21 protein-coding genes are annotated in these 20,446 nt (G+C 74.3%); 13 read left to right on the top strand and 8 right to left on the bottom strand.

All coding sequences use genetic code 11. The features are described from left to right. Positions 1–2 precede the first annotated feature (2 nt). The 4 genes from ABRQ22_RS01055 (at position 3) to ABRQ22_RS01070 (ending at position 4,401) form a co-directional block, all read left to right on the top strand. Positions 3–1,103, top strand: a complete 1,101-nt coding sequence (locus tag ABRQ22_RS01055) for a thiamine ABC transporter substrate-binding protein (protein ID WP_353708274.1) — start codon at positions 3–5, stop codon at positions 1,101–1,103. 91 nt (positions 1,104–1,194) lie between these two features. Beyond that, positions 1,195–2,901, top strand: coding sequence for an iron ABC transporter permease (locus ABRQ22_RS01060; RefSeq protein ID WP_353708275.1), 1,707 nt, complete (start codon positions 1,195–1,197; stop codon positions 2,899–2,901). 71 nt (positions 2,902–2,972) lie between these two features. Further along, positions 2,973–4,010 carry an ABC transporter ATP-binding protein gene (locus ABRQ22_RS01065; protein WP_353709476.1) on the top strand — a complete coding sequence of 346 codons (1,038 nt, stop codon included), beginning with the start codon at positions 2,973–2,975 and terminating at the stop codon, positions 4,008–4,010. A gap of 67 nt (positions 4,011–4,077) precedes the next feature. Then, positions 4,078–4,401 carry a DUF4235 domain-containing protein gene (locus ABRQ22_RS01070; protein WP_155100015.1) on the top strand — a complete coding sequence of 108 codons (324 nt, stop codon included), beginning with the start codon at positions 4,078–4,080 and terminating at the stop codon, positions 4,399–4,401. A gap of 117 nt (positions 4,402–4,518) precedes the next feature. On the opposite strand, the gene ABRQ22_RS01075 is transcribed toward ABRQ22_RS01070, so the two are convergent. Together ABRQ22_RS01075 and ABRQ22_RS01080 are read right to left on the bottom strand one after the other, a co-directional pair. Next, positions 4,519–5,151, bottom strand: a complete 633-nt coding sequence (locus ABRQ22_RS01075; protein ID WP_308202343.1) for a response regulator transcription factor — start codon at positions 5,149–5,151, stop codon at positions 4,519–4,521. Between the two features lie 74 nt (positions 5,152–5,225). After that, entirely contained in the window at positions 5,226–6,470 is a 1,245-nt protein-coding gene (locus tag ABRQ22_RS01080; protein WP_253054186.1) for a sensor histidine kinase, read from the bottom strand. 224 nt (positions 6,471–6,694) lie between these two features. Between ABRQ22_RS01080 and ABRQ22_RS01085 the strand changes: the two genes are divergently transcribed. The 3 genes from ABRQ22_RS01085 to ABRQ22_RS01095 all read left to right on the top strand — a co-directional run bounded on the left by ABRQ22_RS01085 (position 6,695) and on the right by ABRQ22_RS01095 (position 8,359). Next, positions 6,695–7,168, top strand: a complete 474-nt coding sequence (locus ABRQ22_RS01085; RefSeq protein ID WP_353708276.1) for a DUF6069 family protein — start codon at positions 6,695–6,697, stop codon at positions 7,166–7,168. Between the two features lie 182 nt (positions 7,169–7,350). Then, on the top strand, positions 7,351–7,974 hold the full coding sequence (locus tag ABRQ22_RS01090) for a dihydrofolate reductase family protein (protein ID WP_353708277.1): 624 nt from the start codon (positions 7,351–7,353) through the stop codon (positions 7,972–7,974). Positions 7,975–8,083: 109 nt separating this feature from the next. Next, positions 8,084–8,359 (top strand): hypothetical protein, encoded by a 276-nt coding sequence (locus ABRQ22_RS01095; protein WP_353708278.1) that lies wholly within the window; start codon positions 8,084–8,086, stop codon positions 8,357–8,359. A gap of 99 nt (positions 8,360–8,458) precedes the next feature. Here ABRQ22_RS01095 and pgi read toward each other — a convergent pair whose 3' ends face one another. Further along, positions 8,459–10,186, bottom strand: coding sequence for a glucose-6-phosphate isomerase (gene pgi / locus ABRQ22_RS01100; RefSeq protein WP_353708279.1), 1,728 nt, complete (start codon positions 10,184–10,186; stop codon positions 8,459–8,461). 57 nt (positions 10,187–10,243) lie between these two features. Between pgi and ABRQ22_RS01105 the strand changes: the two genes are divergently transcribed. After that, entirely contained in the window at positions 10,244–10,981 is a 738-nt protein-coding gene (locus ABRQ22_RS01105) for a dienelactone hydrolase family protein (RefSeq protein WP_353708280.1), read from the top strand. Between the two features lie 63 nt (positions 10,982–11,044). On the opposite strand, the gene ABRQ22_RS01110 is transcribed toward ABRQ22_RS01105, so the two are convergent. Continuing rightward, a complete protein-coding gene (locus ABRQ22_RS01110) occupies positions 11,045–12,229 on the bottom strand; it encodes a GNAT family N-acetyltransferase (RefSeq protein ID WP_353708281.1) in 1,185 nt (394 codons plus the stop codon). 152 nt (positions 12,230–12,381) lie between these two features. After that, entirely contained in the window at positions 12,382–12,651 is a 270-nt protein-coding gene (locus ABRQ22_RS01115; RefSeq protein WP_253054172.1) for a GlsB/YeaQ/YmgE family stress response membrane protein, read from the bottom strand. Positions 12,652–12,781: 130 nt separating this feature from the next. Here ABRQ22_RS01115 and ABRQ22_RS01120 point away from each other — a divergent pair, with 130 nt between their 5' ends. Beyond that, on the top strand, positions 12,782–13,162 hold the full coding sequence (locus ABRQ22_RS01120) for an RNA-binding S4 domain-containing protein (RefSeq protein WP_353708282.1): 381 nt from the start codon (positions 12,782–12,784) through the stop codon (positions 13,160–13,162). A gap of 111 nt (positions 13,163–13,273) precedes the next feature. Here ABRQ22_RS01120 and ABRQ22_RS01125 read toward each other — a convergent pair whose 3' ends face one another. The 3 genes from ABRQ22_RS01125 to ABRQ22_RS01135 form a co-directional block, all read right to left on the bottom strand. Then, positions 13,274–13,939: a lytic polysaccharide monooxygenase gene (locus ABRQ22_RS01125; protein WP_353708283.1), complete on the bottom strand. Its 666-nt coding sequence runs from the start codon at positions 13,937–13,939 to the stop codon at positions 13,274–13,276. Positions 13,940–14,231: 292 nt separating this feature from the next. Beyond that, positions 14,232–14,975, bottom strand: coding sequence for a lytic polysaccharide monooxygenase (locus tag ABRQ22_RS01130; protein ID WP_353708284.1), 744 nt, complete (start codon positions 14,973–14,975; stop codon positions 14,232–14,234). Positions 14,976–15,383: 408 nt separating this feature from the next. Next, positions 15,384–16,124: a lytic polysaccharide monooxygenase gene (locus ABRQ22_RS01135; protein WP_353708285.1), complete on the bottom strand. Its 741-nt coding sequence runs from the start codon at positions 16,122–16,124 to the stop codon at positions 15,384–15,386. Positions 16,125–16,894: 770 nt separating this feature from the next. Here ABRQ22_RS01135 and ABRQ22_RS01140 point away from each other — a divergent pair. The 4 genes from ABRQ22_RS01140 to ABRQ22_RS01155 are packed head-to-tail and all read left to right on the top strand — an operon-like array spanning position 16,895 to position 20,424. Continuing rightward, the gene (locus ABRQ22_RS01140) at positions 16,895–17,476 is read left to right on the top strand and encodes a hypothetical protein (protein WP_253054164.1); all 582 of its coding nucleotides are present in this window, start codon (positions 16,895–16,897) and stop codon (positions 17,474–17,476) included. Between the two features lie 55 nt (positions 17,477–17,531). Then, the gene (locus ABRQ22_RS01145) at positions 17,532–18,668 is read left to right on the top strand and encodes a peptidoglycan-binding protein (protein ID WP_353708286.1); all 1,137 of its coding nucleotides are present in this window, start codon (positions 17,532–17,534) and stop codon (positions 18,666–18,668) included. Then, positions 18,665–19,309, top strand: coding sequence for an ABC transporter ATP-binding protein (locus ABRQ22_RS01150; protein WP_253054160.1), 645 nt, complete (start codon positions 18,665–18,667; stop codon positions 19,307–19,309). Before ABRQ22_RS01145 ends, ABRQ22_RS01150 begins: the two co-directional genes overlap by 4 nt. Continuing rightward, positions 19,306–20,424, top strand: coding sequence for an FtsX-like permease family protein (locus ABRQ22_RS01155; RefSeq protein WP_353708287.1), 1,119 nt, complete (start codon positions 19,306–19,308; stop codon positions 20,422–20,424). Before ABRQ22_RS01150 ends, ABRQ22_RS01155 begins: the two co-directional genes overlap by 4 nt. The last annotated feature ends 22 nt before the right edge of the window (positions 20,425–20,446 follow it).

Raw genomic sequence — 20,446 nt, forward strand, 5'->3', positions numbered from 1 at the left:
ACATGCAGCGCACGACCGCCCGTACCCGCCGGAGCGCCCTCGTCACGGGCGCGGGCACGACCCTCGCCCTCCTCGCCCTCGCCGCGTGCAGTGGCGGCGAGGACGCGACCTCAGGCTCCGGGGGCGACGACGCGTCGTCGGGCACCGGGGGCACGGTCACCCTGGTCACCCACGACTCCTTCGCCGTGAGCGACGAGGTGCTCGCCGCGTTCGAGGAGGAGAGCGGGCTCACCGTCGAGCAGGTCGCCCCCGGCGACGGCGGCGCGCTCGTCAACCAGCTGATCCTCACCAAGGACTCGCCGCTGGGCGACGTCGTGTTCGGGATCGACAACACGTTCGCCTCGCGGGCGATCGACGAGGGCGTCCTCGCGCCCTACACGCCGGAGGGCCTCTCCGACTCGGCGGCCTCGTACGCCGTCGGCGACGGCGACGAGCTCACGGCGGTCGACCTCGGCGACGTGTGCGTCAACGTCGACCACGCGTGGTTCGCCGACGCCGGGATCCCGGAGCCCGTCTCGCTCGAGGACCTCGCGAAGCCGGAGTACGAGGACCTCCTCGTCGTGACCAACCCGGCGACGTCGTCGCCCGGTCTCGCGTTCCTCCTCGCGACGATCGGCGCGTTCGGCGAGGACGGTTACGAGGACTACTGGGCCGACCTCCGGGACAACGGCGTCAAGGTCGTCGACGGGTGGTCCGACGCGTACTACGTCGACTTCTCCGGCTCCGAGGGCGCCGGGCCGCGCCCGCTCGTGCTGTCGTACTCGACGTCGCCCGCGTTCACGCTCACCGAGGACGGCTCCGCGTCCACGACCGGTGCCCTGCTCGACACGTGCTTCCGCCAGGTCGAGTACGCGGGCGTGCTCGCGAACGCGAAGAACCCCGAGGGCGCGCAGCAGCTCGTGGACTTCCTCGTGAGCGAGGCGTTCCAGGCCGACGTCCCGGAGCAGATGTACATGTACCCCGCCGACGACTCCGTCGCGCTCCCCGACGGCTGGGCCGAGTTCGCCCCGCTCGCCGACGAGCCCTTCGAGGTCGCGCCCGCCGACGTCTCGGCGCACCGCGACGAGTGGATCAAGGCATGGACGGCCACGGTCGTCGACTGACGCCCGGTGCGCGCTGCGTGACCACGCCTCTACCTCGCGAGGTAGAGCCCCGGTCTGCCGAGGTAGAGCCGTGGTCGCGCGAGGTAGAGCCGTGGTGAGGGGTCGGGCGGTCTGGCGCGGCGGCGTCGGACGCGCGGTGCTGTGGGGTCTGGCGGCGGCGGTGCCGCTCGCGTTCCTCGGGGTGTTCTTCGCGTGGCCGGTCGTCACGCTCGTGGCGCGCGGGTTCGTCGGGGACGACGGCGGCCTCGACCTCTCGGGGTTCGCGGAAGTGTTCTCGCAGCCGCGCACGTGGCGGATCCTCGGGCTCACGCTCTGGCAGGCGGTGCTCGGGACGACGTTCTCGGTGCTGCTCGGCGTGCCCGGCGCGTACGTGCTGTACCGGTGCCGGTTCCCCGGGCGGCGGGTCGTGCGCGCGCTCGTCACGGTGCCGTTCGTGCTCCCGACCGTCGTCGTCGGCGTCGCGTTCCGGTCGCTGCTCGTGCAGGGCGGCCCGCTCGGGTTCCTGCGGCTCGACGAGACGTTCGCGGCGATCGTCGTCGCGCTCGTGTTCTTCAACTACTCCGTGGTGGTGCGCACGGTCGGCGGGCTCTGGGAGCACCTCGACCCACGCGCCGAGCAGGCGGCGCGCGCCCTCGGCGCGACGCCGTGGCGCGCGTTCCGCACCGTGACGCTCCCGGCGCTGACGCCCGCGATCGCGAGCGCCGCGTCGATCGTCTTCCTCTTCTGCGCGACGGCGTTCGGCGTCGTGCTCGTGCTCGGCGGCATCCGCTACGGGACGATCGAGACGGAGATCTGGATCCAGACCACGCAGTTCCTCGACCTGCGCACCGCGGCGGTGCTGTCGGTCGTGCAGCTCGTGGTCGTCGCGGCGGCGCTCACGGTGGCGAACCGCACGCGGGCCCGGCGCGAGCGCGCCCTCAACCTGTCGTCGTCGGCGTCGTCCGCGCACCCGCTGCGCCTGTGGCGCGACGGCCGCGACCTCGCGCCCGCGGCGCTCACCGCGGCCGTGGTCGTGGTGCTCGTCGGGCTGCCGCTCGGCACGCTCGTCGTGCGCTCGTTCCGCGTCCCGGGCGGCGGCTGGGGCCTCGACAACTACGCGAACCTCGGTACGACGGGCGGGCGCAACGCGCTCTCCGTCACCGTGTGGGAGGCGGCGGGCAACTCGCTGCGCACCGCCGCGCTCGCGACCGTGGTCGCCGTCGTGATCGGGGGTCTCGTGGCGCTCGTCGTGTCCCGGCGCGCGAGATCGCGCGGCGGGCGGCGCGCGATCTCGGTGCTCGACTCGGTGTTCATGCTCCCGCTCGGGGTCTCCGCCGTGACGGTCGGCTTCGGGTTCCTCCTCACGCTCGACCGGCCGCTGGGCCTCGACGTCGACCTGCGCACGTCGGGGCTGCTCGTGCCGATCGCACAGGCGGTGGTCGCGATCCCGCTCGTCGTGCGCACGGTCCTGCCGACGCTGCGCGCCATCGACCCGCGCCTGCGCGAGGCCGCCGCGACCCTCGGCGCCGCGCCCGGCCGCGTGTTCCGCACGGTCGACGGCCCGATCGCCGCCCGCTCCCTCGGCCTCGCCGTCGGGTTCGCGTTCGCCGTCTCGCTCGGGGAGTTCGGCGCGACGTCGTTCCTCGCCCGCCCGGACAGCGCGACCCTGCCGGTCGTCATCTTCCGGCTCATCGGGCGCCCGGGCGCCGAGAACTACGGCATGGCGCTCGCGGCGAGCGTCGTGCTCGCGCTGCTCACCGCGACCGTCATGCTGCTCGCCGAGCGGTTGCGCGGCGACCGACCCGGAGGAGAGTTCTGATGGTGCAGACCGACCCCGCCCCCGCGCGCGCGGGCACGCCGGAGCCGTCGCGCGCCGGCCCCGGCACCGGGGTGGCCGCCGGGCTCGCGGTGCGCGACGTCGTCGTGCGGTACGGCGGGCGCGGCGCCGGGGGAGCGGGCACGGACCCCGGCACGACGGCGGTCGCGGGCGTCACGCTCGACGTCGCGCCCGGCGAGGTGCTCGCCCTGCTCGGGCCGAGCGGGTGCGGCAAGTCGAGCCTGCTGCGCGCCGTCGCGGGGCTCGAGCCGGTCGCCGCGGGCTCCGTGGCGTGGGACGGCCGCGACCTCACGGGAGTCCCCGTGCACCGGCGCGGGTTCGGGCTCATGTTCCAGGAGGGCCAGCTCTTCCCGCACCGCGACGTCGCGGGCAACGTCGCCTACGGGATCGGGGGTCTGCCGCGCGCCGCGCGCGACGCGCGCGTGGCCGAGCTGCTCGACGTCGTCGGGCTGGCCGGGTACGAGCGGCGCGCCGTCGCGACCCTCAGCGGGGGCGAGCGCCAGCGGGTCGCGCTCGCGCGGTCCCTCGCGCCGCGTCCGCGGCTCCTCCTGCTCGACGAGCCGCTCTCCGCGCTCGACCGCGGGCTGCGCGAGCGCCTCGCGCTCGACCTGCGCGAGGCGCTGCGCGCCACCGGCACGACGGCCGTCTTCGTCACCCACGACCACGACGAGGCGTTCACCGTCGCCGACCGCGTCGCCGTCATGGACGCGGGCCGGCTCCTCCAGGTCGCGCCGCCCGAGGACCTGTGGCGAGCCCCCGCCTCGCGCCGCGTCGCGGAGTTCCTCGGCTACCAGGCGTTCGTCCCCTGCGGCGACGTGAGCGTGCTCGCGATCGGGCCGCGCGGGCTGCGGCTCGTGCCCGCGGAGGTCCCGGCGCCGTCCGACGACACGTGGGCCGCGACGGTCGTCGGCAGCGTGTTCCGGCGAGGAGCGGTCGAGGTCACGGTCGACGTCGTCCTCCCCGGCGCCGACCCCGGCGCACCGGCCCGCCTCGTGGCGCTCGCGGGTGCCCGTGCCGACGCAGGGCACGAACCCGGTGCCCGCGTGCACGTCGCGCCCGACCCGGCGGGCTGCGCCGTCGTCCCGGGCTGACCCCACGCGGACGGCGCTCGCGGTCGTGCGACGGGCGAGAGAGCCGCAGCCGACCTAGCGTCGAGGGATGAGCGACGACGTGACGGCGGGGACGCATCCCCCGGAGAAGACCGGCGGCAAGGCCGCGAAGATCCTCTACCGCCCCGTGGGGCTCGCCAGCTCGATCGTGGGCGGGCTCGTCGCGGGGCAGGTGTTCAAGCAGGTCTACAAGCGCGTGACCCCGGGCCACCGGACGGACGCGCCCAAGCCGCTCGAGTCCGAGTACCGGCTGCGCGAGATCCTCGTCGCGGCGCTGATCCAGGGCGCCATCTTCGCGGCGGTCAAGGCACTCATCGACCGCGGTGGCGCGCGCGCGTTCGAGCGCTGGACGGGGGAGTGGCCCGGCGACTGACCTCACCCCTCTGGCCGAACACGACATGAGGGTCGTTATCGGAGCCAGAACGACCTCCATGTCGTGCTCGACGGCGGGCCAGGACGTGGTCGGACACGGAGGCGGGGAGGTCTGTCGTCAGGTCAGGTCGGCGGCGTGGACGAGCAGCGCGACCTGCGTCCGGTTCTCCAGGCCGAGCTTGAGCAGCACGTTCGACACGTGCGCCTTCACCGTCGGGACGCTGAGGAACAGGGTCGCCGCGATCTCGGCGTTCGCCGCGCCGCGGCCCAGCTCGACCGCGACGTCGCGCTCGCGTCCGGTGAGCGCGTCGAGCGCCGCGCGGGCACGGTCCCGCTCGCCGCCCGCGTCGGCGACCGACGTCATGAGCCGCCGCGCGATCTCCGGCGACAGGACCGGCTCGCCCGCGGCCGCCGCGCGCACCGCCGCCACGATCCGCTCCGGCGGCATGTCCTTGAGCAGGTAGCCGGACGCCCCGGCGTGCAGGGCGCCGACCACCTCCTCGTCGCTGTCGAACGTCGTGAGCACGACGACGGCGGGCGCGCCGGCCCTCGAACGCACCCGCCGCGTGGCCTCGATCCCGTCGACCCGCGGCATCCGCAGGTCCATGAGCACGACGTCGGTCGGGTGGGCGTCGAGCACCGACGTGACCTCGGCCCCGTCGGCGGCCTCGCCGACGACCTCGATCCCGTGCGCGCCGTCGAGCATGAGCCGCAGCCCGGCGCGGACGAGCGCGTCGTCGTCGACGATCACCAGCCGGGTGCGTGGCGCGTCGCCCGGTGCCCGTCCGTCCGCGCGCGCCCCGCCTCCGCGTCCACCCTGATCGCTCACGCGTCCCACGGTAGCCGGACATCGAGGACGAACCCGTCGTCCCGCGCTCCGGCGTCGAGCGTCCCGCCGAGCAGGTCGACCCGCTCGCGCAGCCCGACGAGCCCGGTGCCGGTGCCCTCTCCCGCCGCGTCCCGCGCTCCACCGACGCCACCGACCGCGACGAGGCGCGGACCGCCGTCGGACACCGTGACGCGCACCTCGCCCGCCCGGGCCGTGACCCGCAGCACGACCGGGCTGCCCGGCGCGTGCCGGCGGGCGTTCGTCAGCCCCTCCTGCGCGACGCGGTAGGCCGCGACCTCGACGGTCCGCGGCACGTCCGCCGAGCCCGACCGTTCGTAGGCGACGTCGCCGCCCGCCGCGCGCGCCTCGGCGACGAGGCGGTCGACGTCGTCGAGCGTGGGCTGCGGCGCGGGGGCGCCTCCGTCGACCTCGTCGGGGTCGGCGCGGAGCACCCGTACGACGTCGCGCAGGTCGCCGAGCGCGGAGCTCACCCCGGCCCGGACCAGGCCCGCGGCGCGGGCGAGCTGCGCCGGGTCGGCGTCGGGGCGGTACTCGAGCGCCCCCGCCGTCGCGGCGAGGAGCGAGAGGCGGTGGGCGAGGGTGTCGTGCATCTCGCGGGCGATCCGCGTGCGCTCCGCGACCCGCGCCTCCGCGACGCGGTGCTCCTGCTCGGCCTCGGCGCGCCGCGCGCGGTCGCGCAGGGACCACATGAGCTGGGCCCGCGCCTGCCAGTACAGCCCCCAGCCGAGCAGGGCGGCGTGCACCGCGAGGTCGCACAGGAGCCACCAGCCGAGCGGCAGCGCCTCCGGGCGCCACAGCGCCTGCACGGCGTGGCCGAGGAAGCCCGCGACCGCGACCGGGACCGCCGTGCGCGCCGGGTACCAGCGCGCGACCTGCAGGGTCGCGACCGTCGAGGCGGGGGTCGCCGCACCGGAGTACGCCGCGAGCGACGCGAGCATCAGGGCGCCGAGCACCGGCGCGTTGCGCGGGGACCGCGACCACAGGAGCGGGAGGACGGCGAGGGCCAGCGCCGCGACGGCGACGTCGATCGCGGGCTGCGCGCCCGGGTCGTCCTGGCCGACGATCCCGGCCGTCGCGAGCACCGTGAGCGCCGCGACGGCGAGCCACGCGAGGGCGAACGTCCACCACGGGACGAGCGGGCGGTTCCCGTCGCGGCGTGCGGCGGCCGTCGCGAGGACGGGGCGTCCGGGGTACGGAGGGCAGTCGGTGCGAGTGGTCATGCTCCGGACGCTAGGGGGCGCCGTCACGGTCGACCACCGACCAAGGTCGGGGGTCGGGGTCCGGCAGGAGGGGCAGGGGTGGACGCCGGTCGGGTCGCGCACCGACGTCCGGTCGGTGCGGCGGGAGCCCCGCCGCCGCGAGGGTGGACGACGTCGGCACCCCGCCGGCGGCGGCCTCGGCCGTGAGAGCACGCGGCACCGTCGCGTGACGAAGGAGGAGTGCCATGTCCACGACGCCGACCACCACGTACCGCACCTCGGACGTCCCCCGCCATCCCGGCTCGTCCACCGCGACCGTCGGGCGGCAGGTCCCCGGGGAGGTCCGACGCCGCGTCCCCCGCTGGTCCGTCCCGCTCGTCGCCGCGGCGGTCGCCGCCGTCGTCCTGCTCGTCGGGACGGCTCTCGGCGTCGACCCGGAGGTGCGCACCGCGACCGGCACCCAGACCGTCGGCGTCGTCGCCGCGGTCGTCACGGCGCTCGTCGTCGGGTACGCCGCGTGGGGCGTGCGCGCCCTGCTCGGCCGGCTGGCGTCCCGTCGCCCTCGTCGCGGCGAGCGCGCGTGGCTCGCGACGTGCGCCGTCGTGCTGCTCGTCTCGCTGCTCGGCCCGCTCGGCGCGGTGACGCCTGCCGCGGTGGCGCTCCTCGCCGTCGAGCACCTCGCGGTCGGCCTGACCCTCACGCTGGCCCTGCGCCGCTGACCCTCCGCCACCGGCCCCAGCCCCCCGGGGGCAGCCGAGCACGATGTTGCTGTCGATATCCGTCGGATGACGACAGGAACATCGTGCTCGACCGCGCGTGAGGTCGTGCTCGGCGGGACGATGAGTTCGCGCGGGCGCGAGGGTCTGCCCCGTCGTCTCGTCCTCGACCGGAAGGCCACCCCATGACCGCGACGCTCGTCTCCACCCTGTTCCTCTCGCTCGACGGTGTCGCCGAGATCGACCCGGCGTGGCACTTCCCGTACTTCGACGACAACATGGCCGCCGCCGTCGACGAGGACTACCAGGACGTCGACGCGCTGCTCCTCGGGCGGGTCACCTACGACAGCTTCGCCGGTGCGTGGCCCGAGCGGGAGACCGCCGGGGGCGAGGACGCGTCGTTCGCCGCGCGGCTCGGGGACATGCGCAAGATCGTCGCGACGCGCGGCGACCAGGACCTCGGGTGGCGGCACGTCGAGCGGATCGACGGCGACCTCGTCGACGCCGTCCGTGCGCTCAAGGAGGAGCCCGGACTGGGCAAGGTGCTCGTCGCGGGGTCGATCTCGGTGGTGCGCCAGCTCCTCGCCGCCGGGCTGCTCGACGAGCTGCGGCTCCTCGTCCACCCCGTCGCGGCCCGCTCGGGCGAGCGGCTCTTCGACGAGGGCGAGCCCTACTACCCGCTCACGCTCCTGCGCTCCGAGACCTTCCCGACGGGCGTCGTGCGCCTGGTCTACGCACCTGCCGAGCCTCCGGCCGAGGTCACCTACGACGACGTCGCGGACAAGGTGCCGTCCGGGGACGCGGGCTGATCCCCGGCCCCGGGCTCGACGCGCGTCGCCTCCGTCGTGACGACCGCCGTCGACCACCGGGAACGGGGACGAGATGCAAGGTCGCGGGGTGTCACCACACGTCCCGGGTATGAGCCGGACAACGCGCGTCGCGATCCTGGTCCAGGTGCTGGCGGGGCTCCTCGTCGTGGGTGCGTGCGCGACGACGGGCTCGCAGCCGCCGGCCGACGACGTACCCACGCCGTCGGGAGCCCGGGGTGACGGCGACGCGGTCGCCCCGGCGGCGTTCGTCGACCGGGAGCCGCTCGACCCGTGCGGCGACGTCCGGTTCGACCAGGAGTGGGTGCACCTGCTCTGCCCGGACGCGACGTCGGCCGCGGCGCCGGGGACCTGCCAGGAAGCCTGAGCCCGCCCGACCACGACGCTGCGCGCCCGCGAGCACGACCTTGCTGTCGTCATCCGACGGATGACGACACCAAGGTCGTGCTCGGCGCGGGAGGGTGGGTCAGTTGCGCAGGTCGAGGTAGCGGTCGATGAGGGCCGCCGTCGACGGGTCCTGGGCGGCGAGGGCGTCCTCGTCGCCCGCGACGGCCGGCGCGATCTCGAGCGCGAGCTTCTTGCCGAGCTCGACGCCCCACTGGTCGAAGCTGTCGATGCCCCACACGACGCCCTGCACGAACGTGATGTGCTCGTAGAGCGCGATGAGCTGGCCGAGGACCGACGGCGTGAGGGCCGGCGCGAGGATCGACGTCGTCGGGCGGTTGCCCGGGAAGGTCCGCGCGGACACGAGCGCCTCCGCCGTCCCCTCGGCGCGGACCTCGTCGGCGGTCTTGCCGAACGCGAGCGCCTTGGTCTGGGCGAAGAAGTTCGCGAGGAACAGGCCGTGCACGTCCGCGCCGGGCTGGACCGCGCCGCCGTCACCGACCTCGTCCGTGAGCGGGTGCGCCGGGTTCGCGACGGCGATGAAGTCGGCCGGGATGAGGCGGGTGCCCTGGTGGATGAGCTGGTAGAACGCGTGCTGGCCGTTGGTGCCCGGCTCGCCCCAGAAGATCTCGCCCGTCTCCGTCGTGACCGGGGAGCCGTCCCACCGCACGCGCTTGCCGTTCGACTCCATGGTGAGCTGCTGGAGGTAGGCCGGGAAGCGGTGCAGGTACTGCGCGTACGGGAGCACGGCGTGCGTGTGCGCGTCGAGGAAGTTGACGTACCAGACGTTGAGCAGCCCCATGAGGACGGGGACGTTGCGCTCGAACGGCGTGCGGCGCACGTGCTCGTCGATCGCGTGGAAGCCCGCGAGCAGCTCGGCGAACCGGTCCGGCCCGATCGCGATCGCGAGCGACGTGCCGATCGCGGAGTCGACCGAGTAGCGCCCGCCGACCCAGTCCCAGAACCCGAACGCGTTCGCCGGGTCGATGCCGAACGCCGCGACCTTGTCGAGCGCGGTCGAGACCGCGACGAAGTGCTGCGCGACGGCGGCCTGCCGGGACTCGTCCGTGTCCTCGATCGCGCCGACCGCCGCGAGCTCCGTCCACAGCCAGTCCCGCGCGAGGCGCGCGTTGGTCAGGGTCTCGAGCGTGCCGAACGTCTTCGACGCGACGATGAACAGCGTGGTGCGCGGGTCGAGGCCCGCCGTCTTCTCCGCGACGTCCGTCGGGTCGATGTTCGAGACGAACCGGACCTCGATGTCCTGGTGCTTGTACGGCAGCAGCGCCTCGTACGCCATGACCGGCCCGAGGTCGGAGCCGCCGATCCCGATGTTCACGACCGTGCGCACGCGCTCGCCCGTGACGCCCGTCCACTCGCCCGAGCGCACCTTGTCCGCGAACGCGTAGACCTTGGCGAGCTCGCCGTGCACGTCCGCGTCGACGTCCTGCCCGTCGACGACGAGGTGCTCGTCGCCGCCCAGCGGGGTCGGCCGGCGCAGGGCCGTGTGCAGGACGGCGCGGTCCTCCGTGACGTTGATGTGCTCGCCCGTGAACATCGCCTCGAGGCGGTCGTCGAGGCGGACCTCCTCGGCGAGGCGCACGAGCAGCTCGAGCGTCTCGTCGGTGACGAGGTTCTTCGACAGGTCGACCGTGAGGTCGGCGGCCTGGTGCGTGAGACGGCGCGCGCGGTCCGGGTCCACCGCGAACCAGGTGCGCAGGTCCGGCTCCACGGTGTCGCGGTGCACGGTGAGCGCGGTCCAGGACGGCGTGGTGGTGGGGTCGATCGGCGGCGGCACGGGCTGCGAGGTCATGACCACCAAACTACTGACCGACGTCGGCCCTCGCCCACCCCGACCGTCCCGCGGTCCATGGTCCGGTGGCCTCACGAACGGCCGCCGTCGGTCCCTGGACCCCGGGCCCGGGCGGACGTGGGTGGTCCGCGCGACGATGGTGGGCGTGCGCCGTGGCGGCGCGCACCGCGCGGCGACGGTGCCGCCGGGCCACGACGGACACCGGAGGAGGGGACCATGGCCGAGGTCGTGCTGTTCCACCACGTGCAGGGGCTGACCGAGGGCGTACGGACGATCGCGGAGACGCTGCGCGGCGCGGGGAACGTCGTGCACACGCCGGACCTGTTCGAGGGACGCACGTTCGCGACCCTCGACGAGGGCATGGCGCACGTGCAGGAGCTCGGGTTCGGCACGGTCCTGGAGCGTGGTCGGGCGGTGGCGGACGGATACGACCCCGCGGTCGTGTACGCCGGGATCTCGCTCGGCGTGCTCCCGGCGCAGATGCTCGCGCAGACGCGCGCGGGCGCGAAGGGCGCGGTGCTGTGGGAGGCGTGCGTGCCGGTGTCGGAGTTCGGCGAGGCGTGGCCCGAGGCCGTGCCCGTGCAGGTGCACGGCATGGACGGCGACCCGTCGTTCGCGGGCGAGGGGGACCTCGACGCCGCGCGCGAGCTCGTGGACTCCACGCCGGACGCCGAGCTGTTCGTCTACCCCGGCGACCGGCACCTGTTCACCGACCCGAGCCTGCCGTCGTACGAGCCGGGGGCCGCCGCGCTCGTCACCGAGCGGGTGATCCGCTTCCTCGACGGCATCCGCTGAGCGGCCGACGGCGCGGCGGCCTCCGGGGTCACGCGGGTCGCGCCCGTCCGTCCCGGGGCGCGATCAGTCGCCGTCCTCCGACGTCGTCCTGCGCTGCCACGCGGCCCACACGCCCGCCGGTCGGAACCCGAGGGCGACGTTGATCGCGAGCATGTGGTCGTTCTCCTGCGCGTTCCACGTGTGGACGCGCCGGGTCGCGGGGCGCTCGCGCGCGAGCGCGTCGAGGTTGGCCACCTTGACGAGCATCCCGAGGCGGCGCCCCCGGTGCTCGCGGAGCACGAGGGTGTCCTCCTGGAACGCGAAGTCGTCCCGGTCGCGCGGGTACAGGAAGACGGTGAACGCGGCGAGCGTGCCGGTCGGCACGTGCTCCGCGGCGCTCACGAGGAACCCGTTGCGCTTCTCGGCCTGCTCGCCCACCCACGTGCGCACGCGCCGCGCGTCCCACGGGTCCTCGCCGAACTCGACGCCTCCCGTCGGCGCGTCGGTGCTCATGCGGGTGAACAGCACGGCCACCTGGTCGAGCCACTCCTCGGGGACCTCGTCGGTCCAGGTGTGCACGCGGTAGTCCGGGCCGGCGTACTCCCGCGCGGCGGCGCGGTGCGCGTCGAGGCCCGCGGGGGCAGCCGGGAGGTCGAGCACCGAGTGGCGCTCGACCTGCTCCAGGACGTACCCGTGGGCGCGCAGGAAGCGAGGACCGGGGGCGTCGGCGGGGACGCGGCCCGCGCCGGTGGTGGCGGCCAGCGCGTCCGGGCCGGGCGGCGGCTCCGTACCGTGCGAGGTGTTCGAGAGGAGCACCGTGCGCCCGGCGTCCGCGGCGAGGCGCTCGGCGAGCGCGAGCAGCGGCGTCCCGATGCCGCGACCCCGCTCCTGCGGGCGGACCACGGCGAACGCGTCGCTCAGGTGCGCGTTGCTCGTCGCGGGCTGGAGCACGAACAGGTACGCGACGACGTCGTGCACCGCGGGCGGGACGCCGTCGGCGATCAGGGCGCGCGCGGCGGCGGAGCGCACGACGACGAAGCGGCGCTTGGCCGCGTACTCCTGGTGGTCCATCCCGGAGAGCACGTCGCGCGGTCGCAGCGCGAGGTCGTCGTACCCGTGGACCTCCAGCTCGTGCTCCCGGCCGACGTCCGCGACGGCGTGGTAGGCCCACGCGTCGGCGTCGTCGAGCGACGCGGGGTGCGGGGCCTCGACGAGCGTGTACCCCGGCGGGAGGGGCACCTCGGGGGCGGTGCGGGCGACGCTGCTCATGCGGTCCAGCGTGACCGCGGCGCGTCCGGGGTGTCCACCGCTTTTGGCGGCGGCCCGCGGGACCGGGCGACGACGGCCGGGACGACGACGGCCCGGGCTCCGCCAGGGAGCCCGGGCCGGGAACGCCGTCGGTCGCGGCGGTCGCGCGCCGCCTACTTGCGCGCCGAACGTCCTGCGATCGCGCCCCAGATGAGCAGCACGAGCAGCGAGCCGACGAAGGCCCAGAACCACGTGGTGAGCGAGAAGAACTCGTCGTTGGCGTCCGCGCCGAACAGCGCGCCGCCGATCCACCCGCCGAGGAGGGCACCCAGCACACCCACGATCAGCGTGACGATCCAGCCCCCTGCTGCCTTGCCCGGCAGGATGGCGCGTGCGATCGCGCCCATGATGAGGCCGATGAGGATCCACCCGATGAAGCTCATCCCTGTCTCCGTTCTCTGTGGGACGAAACGGTCATACGGCGTAACTGCCCCGTATGCCTGACTTCACGGTGGCACGGGGCGGGGCGGTTCGCACGCCGGGAGCCGTGCGCGCGGTCGTTAGGCTCGGGGGATGGCGACGACGGAGGCGACGAGCGCGCGCGTCGACAGCTGGCTCTGGGCGGTCCGGGTGTTCAAGAGCCGCTCGCAGGCGACCGCGGCGGTCAAGGCCGGGCACGTGCGGGTCAACGGAGAGCGCGCGAAGCCGGCGACGAGCGTCAAGGTCGGCGACCGCGTCGTCGTGCGCGGCGGCCCGGCCGAGCGGATCCTCGTCGTGGAGAAGGTGCTGGTGAAGCGCGTCTCCGCGCCTCTGGCCGCACAGGCCGTGATCGACCAGAGCCCGCCCCCTCCGCCCCGGGAGCTGACCGTCCGCGTCGCCGTCCGCGAGCGTGGCGCCGGCCGCCCGACGAAGCGCGAGCGCCGCGACCTCGACCGCCTCCGCGGCCGCGGCTGACGCCGGTTCGCCGAGCGGCCCAGGACCGAGCGGCAGACGCGTGCGGCCGGGCGACGCACGCGCAGGTGCGTCGCCCGGCCGCAGGTGCAGCGCTCGGTGAGAGGTGTCAGGTCAGCAGGCGCCGAGGTCCTTCCAGACGCCCCACTGGCCGCTCTGGGCGGGGTTCTCGCCCGTCGTCCACCACTTGGCCTGGTAGTTGCGGCCCTCGTGCGAGACGTTCGCGCCGCCGACGTACACCGACCCGGCGGCCCAGGCGGGCGCGGTGCACTCGCCGGGCTCGGGGTCAGTGGGCTCGGGGTCCGGGTCGCCCGGGTCCGTGCCGCCCGCGCCGATCTTGAGGTCGACGCAGTTGTAGAACGCGTTCACCGTGTTCGACACGTTCCAGCGCGCGAGGATCGTGTGGTTGCCCTCGGGCAGACCGGTCAGCGTGTGGGAGATGTTGCTCGGGGGCTGTGCGCCGCCCTGGTTGAACGTCTTGAAGAGCACGCCGTCGACGAAGTACTCCCACGTGCTCGTGTTGTGCGCCGCGGTGAGGTTCCACTGGAAGGTCACCGACGTGCCGGTCTGCGTGCGCGGCCACGGCTTGCTCGTGTCGTCGAGGATGCTGAACCCGCTGCCGCCGGAACACTTCATCGAGCCCTTGGGCGCCTCGACGGACTGCGGCTCGTACTTGATGCCGCCGCAGTCGAAGGACGTCGTGCCCTTCGCGCAGTGGTCCTGCCGGCTCGGCGGGGACGTGATCCAGCCGTGCGCGCTCGCGCTGGGGGCGATGGCCACGGGGGCGATGATCGCGACCGCGCCGACGACGGCCGCCAGGAGTACCGCTCTCAGTCTTCGCATGAGTTGTCTCGCTCTCCATCCGGTGGTGCATGGGTCCTGCGGCGCGCTTCGTCGCGGGCCGCTCTCGGATCGGGCACTGTCGACGCTACGAAATGTGCGGAGTGCGGACAATTGGGCAAAGCTCGTACGTGCTTCCGCGTACCCGGCGCGCCGTCCACGCCCGGCACGCACGACGGCGGGTGCCCTCGCCCCGAGGGACGAGGACACCCGCCGTCGCGGGGTCAGCGGGTCAGCAGGCGCCGACCAGCTTCCACGGGCCCCACTGCTCGGCGCCCGGGACGTTGTTCAGCGTCCACCACTTCGCCTCGTAGATGTTCCCGTCGTGCGAGACCTTCGCCCCGCCGGTGTACGTCGCGGTCGAGGACCACGCCGGGTCGGTGCACTGGCCCGGCTCGCCGCCGCCCGGGTTCTCGCCCTCGCCGCCGCCGGGGTTCTCCCCGCCGGGGTTCGTGCCGTCCGCCGTGACCGTGAGGTCGACGCAGTTGTAGAACGCGTTCACCGTGTCCGCGACGCTCCAGCGCGCGAGGATCGTGTGGTTGCCGAGGGGCAGGCCCTTGAGGGTGTGCGAGATGTCCTTGGGGGGCTGCACGCCGCCGCCGTCGAACGACGCGAAGAGCTGGCCGTCGACGAAGTACTCCCACACGCTCGTCGCGTGGTTCGCGGTGAGCTTCCACTGGAAGGTCACCTCCTGGCCGGTGGTCGTGCGGGGCCAGGGCTTCGACGCGTCGTCGAGGATCGTGTAGCCGCTGCCGCCGGAGCACTTCATTGAGCCCTTGACGGCCTCGACGGACTGCGGCTCGTACTTGAGCCCGCCGCAGTCGAAGGACGTGGCGCCGGTGGCGCACTGGTCCTGCCGGCTCGGGGGGGAGGTGATCCAGCCGTGCGCCGAGGCGCTGGGGGCGATCGCGATCGGGGCGATGATCGCGGTCGCGCCCACGACGGCGGCGAGGAGCGCCGCGCGAAGTCGCTTCATGGGGGACTCGCTTCCTGTGTCGGGGAGGGCCGACGCCGTGCGGAGCCCGCACCGTCGGCCGTGACGGGTGGACCGTAGGCAGCCCGGACGCGTGCGCTCAACGACTACGCACGACCGGGAGCGGGTACGGGAAGTCCCGTACCCGGCGGGCCCGGTTCGCCGGGATCGTGCGCCTGCGCGGTCGTGCCGGCGGGGGCGGAGAGCCCGTCCCGAGCCTCTCGGCGGGTGAAAAACATGTGGGGACCACGTAGCCCGGCCGTCTCCGCAGGGACGGTCCTCGGCGTCCGGGCGGCGGACCTCGGGGAACGTCGTGCGTCCGCCGGTCAGGGATGCGCCCGCGGCCGGGAGATGCGCACGGAGGTGCGTCTCCCGGCCGCGAGTGTGCAGCGCTCGGTGAGAGGTGTCAGGTCAGCAGGCGCCGAGGTCCTTCCAGACGCCCCACTGGCCGCTCTGGGCGGGGTTCTCGCCCGTCGTCCACCACTTGGCCTGGTAGGTGCGGCCGTCGTGCGACACCGTGGCGCCGCCGAGGTAGACGGAGCTGGCGGCCCACGCCGGGGCGGTGCACTCCCCGGGCCCGGGGTCGGTGGGCTCCGGGTCGGTCGGCTCGGGGTCCGGGTCGTTGCCGCCGGTGCCGTTGACGTTCACGTCGACGCAGTTGTAGAACGCGTTGTTCGTGTCGGCGATGTTCCACCGCGCGAGGATCGTGTGGTTGCCCGACGGCAGGCCGGTGAGCGTGTGCGAGACGTCGTACGCCGGGCGCTTGCCGCCGTCGTTGAACGTCTTGAAGAGCACGCCGTCGACGAAGTACTCCCACGTGCTCGTGGCGTGCGCGACCTCGAGCTCCCACTGGAACGTCACGGTGCTGCCCACGGTCGTCCGCTTCCAGGGCTTGCTGCTGTCGTCGAGGATGGCGAACCGGCTGCCGCCGGAGCACTGCATCGAGCCCTTGACGGCCTCGACGCTCTGCGGCTCGTACTTGATCTCGCCGCAGTCGAACGAGAGCGTGCCGCTGCTGGCGCACTGCTCCTGGCGGCTCGCGGGCGAGGTGATCCAGCCGTGCGCCGAGGCGCTCGGGGCGACCACGACCGGGGCGACGATCGCGGCCGCGCCCACGACGGCGGCGACGAGGGTCGCGCGGAGTCGTCTCATGAGGGTCTCGCTTCCTTGGTCGGGGTGCCGACGGCGGCGCGAAGCCCGGTTCGTCGGCCTTGACCCGACGGACGCTAGGCACGCCCGCTTCCCCGGGCAACGGTTCCGCGAGGATTACGGGAGGTAGGTGATTGCCCCTAAGCACGCCGCCGGGGTGTACGACGGCGCAGGTCAGGACGCACCTGGCGGGTCGAGGAACGCACACGGGAGAGGGGCTGCGGGGCCCGAGGTGTGCGGGGACCCCGTAGCGGGTGGCATCGAGCGGCCACGCATTGGGAAGGGGTGCTTGCATTATCCGAGCAGTGCCCCCTAGCGTCAGGTGGTCGGCGCGTGTGCGCTGGTCGGCAGGGGGTTGACGCAGGTGTCTGGCCTCTGCCGTGTCTTCAGTGAGGGGGCTGAGATGAAGAGAGTTCTCACAGGACTTGTCACGGGCGCACTGGGTGCCGGACTGGTTCTCGGCGGTGCCGGGACGGCTTCCGCCGCGCTGATCGCGGACTACACGGACTGCCCTGCCGACCGTCAGGTCGTCACGCGAGGGAACGCACTCGGCTGGGTCTGGGTGAACGCCAACGACAGGATCGACATCACGTCGGGATCGTCGAAGACTCGGGTCTACGGGATCGTGCGTGCGGGAGTTCGCTTCACGGGCTGGTCCGTGTCGAGCGGCGTCGACGACGACGAGTGGCCCCGGGGGTCGGGTGACTGCAGTGTCCGCTGACCGTCGGGCAGTCGCGCGGGAGGGCGCAGGTCGCGGGTGCCGAGCGCGCAGCGTGCGACGTGCCGTCGTGCTCGTCGCGCTCCTCGGGGGTGCCACGGCGTGCACCGCGGAGCTCCCTGCTCCGGCACCCACGGCGTCCTACGCGCAGCCGGGGTGGATGCTCGAGACCCTGCAGGCCCACGAGCGGCTCGATCGTGCCGTCGCCGCGTGCATGGGAGAACGTGGGCTGCCGTACGCGCAGGCCGAGGTCGACGGGAGCGCGAGCTACTCGGCGGACGGCGTGCCGCCCGCGCAGGTCGAGCGGCTCCAGGCCGCGGCCTACGAGTGCTGGGAGGAGTCCGAGCCGCTCGCCGGCTTCGTCGACTATCCGACGGGGACGGTCTACGACCAGTCCGTCGAGACGTGGGAGTGCCTCGCGGCGCAGGGGTACGACCTGCCGGATCCGCCGTCGAAGGCGTCGTGGGTCGAGGGGTTCGACGCCGGCGAGGAGGTCTGGGCGCCCTACATGGACCTCTACGAGCAGGATCCCGAGATCGAGGAGTCGGAGTGGTTCCGGCTCAAGGGGATCTGTGTCGAGTCCGGAATCGTCTTCTCTCCTGATCTCAGCGACCCACCGGCGGGGCTCGGGTCGTGATCTCGGCACCGGAGCGGGACGCTAGGAGTCGAGCCCGACGCGGCAGGACGGCTCCGTGAGAGCGGCACGTCGGTCGTGGCGCACCACGACGGGCTGGGTCCTCGCGGTGCTGGTGGCGCTCGGCGCCGGAGCGTGGGCGGGGCGAGCGACGCTCGCCCCGCCCACGGTCGAGACCGCCTCGGTGGAGGCGCTCACCTACACCGTGGCGGAGGAGACCGTCGGGCACTCAGTGAGCGTGCCCGTCACGGTGACCTGGCCGACGGCGGACCTCGCTGCCGGAGCGAGTACCGGCACGGTCACGACGGTCGACGTGGAGCCGGGCGCGACGGTCGCGGCCGGGGACCGGCTCCTCACGGTCGGGCTGCGCCCCGTCGTCGTCCTCGCGGGCAGTGTGCCCGCCTTCCGCGACCTCGGCGCGGATACTGAGGGGCAGGACGTCGCCCAGCTCCAGGCGTACCTCCGCGAGGCCGGGTACCTGACGGCGCGTCGCGGCGACGGCGTCTTCGGGCCCGCGACCGAGCGCGCGGTGCGCGCGTGGCAGAAGGATGCCGGGTTCCCGGTCGACGGTGTCGTGCGCACGGGCGACGTCTACTTCGTCACCGACCTCCCGGCCAGGATCGTGCTCGATCCGGGTGTGGTCGTCGGCGCGGTGCTCGCGCCGGGCGAGCGCCTGGTGTCGACGATCACCGGGGACCCGGTCTTCGAGATGGTGCTGAGCGTCGAGCAGGCGTCGCTCGTCCCCACGAGCGGTCCTGCGCGCGTGCGGAGCGGCGAGTCGACCTGGGACGCCACGATCTCGTCCGCGACGAGCACGAGCGACGGGTCGCTGCGGCTGCTGCTCACGGCGCCCGACGGAGGCCCGGTGTGCGGGTCGGACTGCGCCGCGCTCGACGTCGTGCGGGCCGTCGAGGGCGGGACCGCCGGCGGCGGACCTGCGCCATCCGCTGACGTGGTCGCTTCCGTCGTCCTCGACGGAGAGATCGTCGTCGTCGAGGAGGCGACCGGGCCCACGGTGCCCGCCGCGGCGCTGCGCACGCGGGCGGACGGCTCCGTGCAGGTCGTCGTGGAGGACGGCACCGCCGACGGGCGCGAGGCCGCGGTGACGATCGTGTCGAGCGGTTCGGGCCGTTCGGTGGTGGAGGGCGTCGAGGTCGGCGACGTCGTCCGACTCTTCGAGGCGGGCACGGGGTGACCGTCCTGGCGACGGACGGTCTGACGTTCGCGTACCGCCACGGCACGCCGCCCGTCATCGACGACCTGACGACCGCCTTCGCGCCCGGTGCCGTGACTGCCGTGACGGGGCCGTCCGGGTCGGGCAAGTCGACGCTGCTGTACGTGCTCGCCCTGATGCTGCGTGCCGAGAGCGGCGAGGTGCTGTGGGACGGCGAGCCGGCGTCGGGCCTGGCAGACGCGGAGGCGGCACGACTGCGCGCTGCCCACGTCGGTTTCGTGTTCCAGGACGCGATGCTCGACCCGGCGCGTTCGATCCTGGACAACGTGTGCGAGTCGGCGCTCTTCGCCGGGATGGGGACTCGTGCCGCACGGTCGCGGGCCGAGGAGCTCCTGGCGAGGTTCGGCGTCGGACACCGGGCGACCCACCGACCCGGCGAGATCTCCGGAGGCCAGGCGCAGCGCGTCGCTCTGTGCCGCGCGCTGCTCACGTCGCCGCGCGTCCTCTTCGGCGACGAGCCGACCGGGAACCTCGACCACGCGTCGGCGCGTGTCGTGTGGGAGGCGCTCGTCGAGCACGCGCGCGACGGCGCGACCGTGGTGGTCGCGACGCACGACGAGGAGCTCGCGGCCGAGGCGGACCACCGGCTGGTGCTCTCGTGAGCACGTCCCGCGCGCCCGGCCGCCCACGTCCGACGGCGCTCGTCCGCGACGGCGTCCGGTCCGCGTTGGCGCAACCGGTCGCGACCCTCACGACGGCGGTCGTCGTCGCCGTCGTCTGCCTCGTCGTGCTCGCGACGACCGGGCAGTCTGCGGCGGGGGAGCGCGCCGTCATGGCGACGATCGACTCGACCGGTACGCGACTGGTCACGGCGGCGGACGCCAAGGGCGACGCCGGCGTCGCCGCGGACGGCGTCGCGGCCCTGGCACGGATCGACGGCGTCACATGGGCCTTCGGGACCGGTTCGGCGACGGACGTGCGCAACGCGGACGCCACGGCGCGTGACGTCGTCCCGCTGCGGGCTCTGTACGGGTCTCTTCCCGCCGACGTCGGTACGGTCTCCGGGCGCGCGCCGGCGGAGGGCGAGGCTGTCGTCGGCGTGGACGCGGCGAGAGCGCTGGGGCTCGTGGACGGGGTCGGCGTCCTCACCGACGGCGTGCGGTCGTGGGAGGTCGTCGGGGTGGTCGACGCGGCGGGTCCGCTCGCGTCGCTGCGCGAGACGGCGCTCGTCGCCACCGACCCGGCGGGTCACGAGGTGCGCTACGTCTACGCGATGGCGCGCGACGTCGCGACCGTCCCCGCGCTGGCGCGGCTGCTCCCCGACGTGCTGCCCGCACGGTCGCCCGGTGGCGTCGTGGTCGAGGAACCCACGGGTGCGATCGCGCTGCGGGACGTCGTCGCCGGTCAGCTCGGCGCGGCGTCGCGACGGCTCATGACGACGGTCCTCGCCGTCGGCCTCGTGATCGTGTGCGCGACGGTGTTCGGTGCGGTCTCGGCCCGGCGACGGGACTTCGGACGACGACGTGCGCTCGGCGCGACGCGCAGCGCGATCGTGGTCCTCGTGCTCGTCCAGACGGCGGTCGCGGCGTCCCTGGGAGTGGCCTTCGGCGCGGCGGCAGGCGCGGCGACGGTGGTCGTGCTCGCGGGCGAGCTCCCGTCAGCGTCGTTCCTGGTCGGCGTCGCGGTGCTCGCCCTGGCCGTCTGCGTCGTCGGCGCGGTCCCTCCCGCGGTCGTCGCCGCTCGACGGGACCCGGTGCGGATCCTCCGGGTTCCCTGAGCGCGGCGGGCCGGCCGATGCG

The organism is Cellulosimicrobium sp. ES-005, assembly GCF_040448685.1.
Classification (GTDB): Bacteria; Actinomycetota; Actinomycetes; order Actinomycetales; family Cellulomonadaceae; genus Cellulosimicrobium; species Cellulosimicrobium cellulans_G.

Coding starts and splice junctions, on each gene's coding strand:
- ABRQ22_RS01055 (WP_353708274.1), top strand. CDS start 3: ATGCAGCGCACGACCGCCCGTACCCGCCGGAGCGCCCTCGTCACGGGC.
- ABRQ22_RS01070 (WP_155100015.1), top strand. CDS start 4,078: ATGAGCGACGACGTGACGGCGGGGACGCATCCCCCGGAGAAGACCGGC.
- ABRQ22_RS01080 (WP_253054186.1), bottom strand. CDS start 6,470: ATGACCACTCGCACCGACTGCCCTCCGTACCCCGGACGCCCCGTCCTC.
- ABRQ22_RS01085 (WP_353708276.1), top strand. CDS start 6,695: ATGTCCACGACGCCGACCACCACGTACCGCACCTCGGACGTCCCCCGC.
- ABRQ22_RS01090 (WP_353708277.1), top strand. CDS start 7,351: ATGACCGCGACGCTCGTCTCCACCCTGTTCCTCTCGCTCGACGGTGTC.
- ABRQ22_RS01095 (WP_353708278.1), top strand. CDS start 8,084: ATGAGCCGGACAACGCGCGTCGCGATCCTGGTCCAGGTGCTGGCGGGG.
- pgi (WP_353708279.1), bottom strand. CDS start 10,186: ATGACCTCGCAGCCCGTGCCGCCGCCGATCGACCCCACCACCACGCCG.
- ABRQ22_RS01105 (WP_353708280.1), top strand. CDS start 10,244: ATGGTCCGGTGGCCTCACGAACGGCCGCCGTCGGTCCCTGGACCCCGG.
- ABRQ22_RS01110 (WP_353708281.1), bottom strand. CDS start 12,229: ATGAGCAGCGTCGCCCGCACCGCCCCCGAGGTGCCCCTCCCGCCGGGG.
- ABRQ22_RS01115 (WP_253054172.1), bottom strand. CDS start 12,651: ATGAGCTTCATCGGGTGGATCCTCATCGGCCTCATCATGGGCGCGATC.
- ABRQ22_RS01120 (WP_353708282.1), top strand. CDS start 12,782: ATGGCGACGACGGAGGCGACGAGCGCGCGCGTCGACAGCTGGCTCTGG.
- ABRQ22_RS01130 (WP_353708284.1), bottom strand. CDS start 14,975: ATGAAGCGACTTCGCGCGGCGCTCCTCGCCGCCGTCGTGGGCGCGACC.
- ABRQ22_RS01135 (WP_353708285.1), bottom strand. CDS start 16,124: ATGAGACGACTCCGCGCGACCCTCGTCGCCGCCGTCGTGGGCGCGGCC.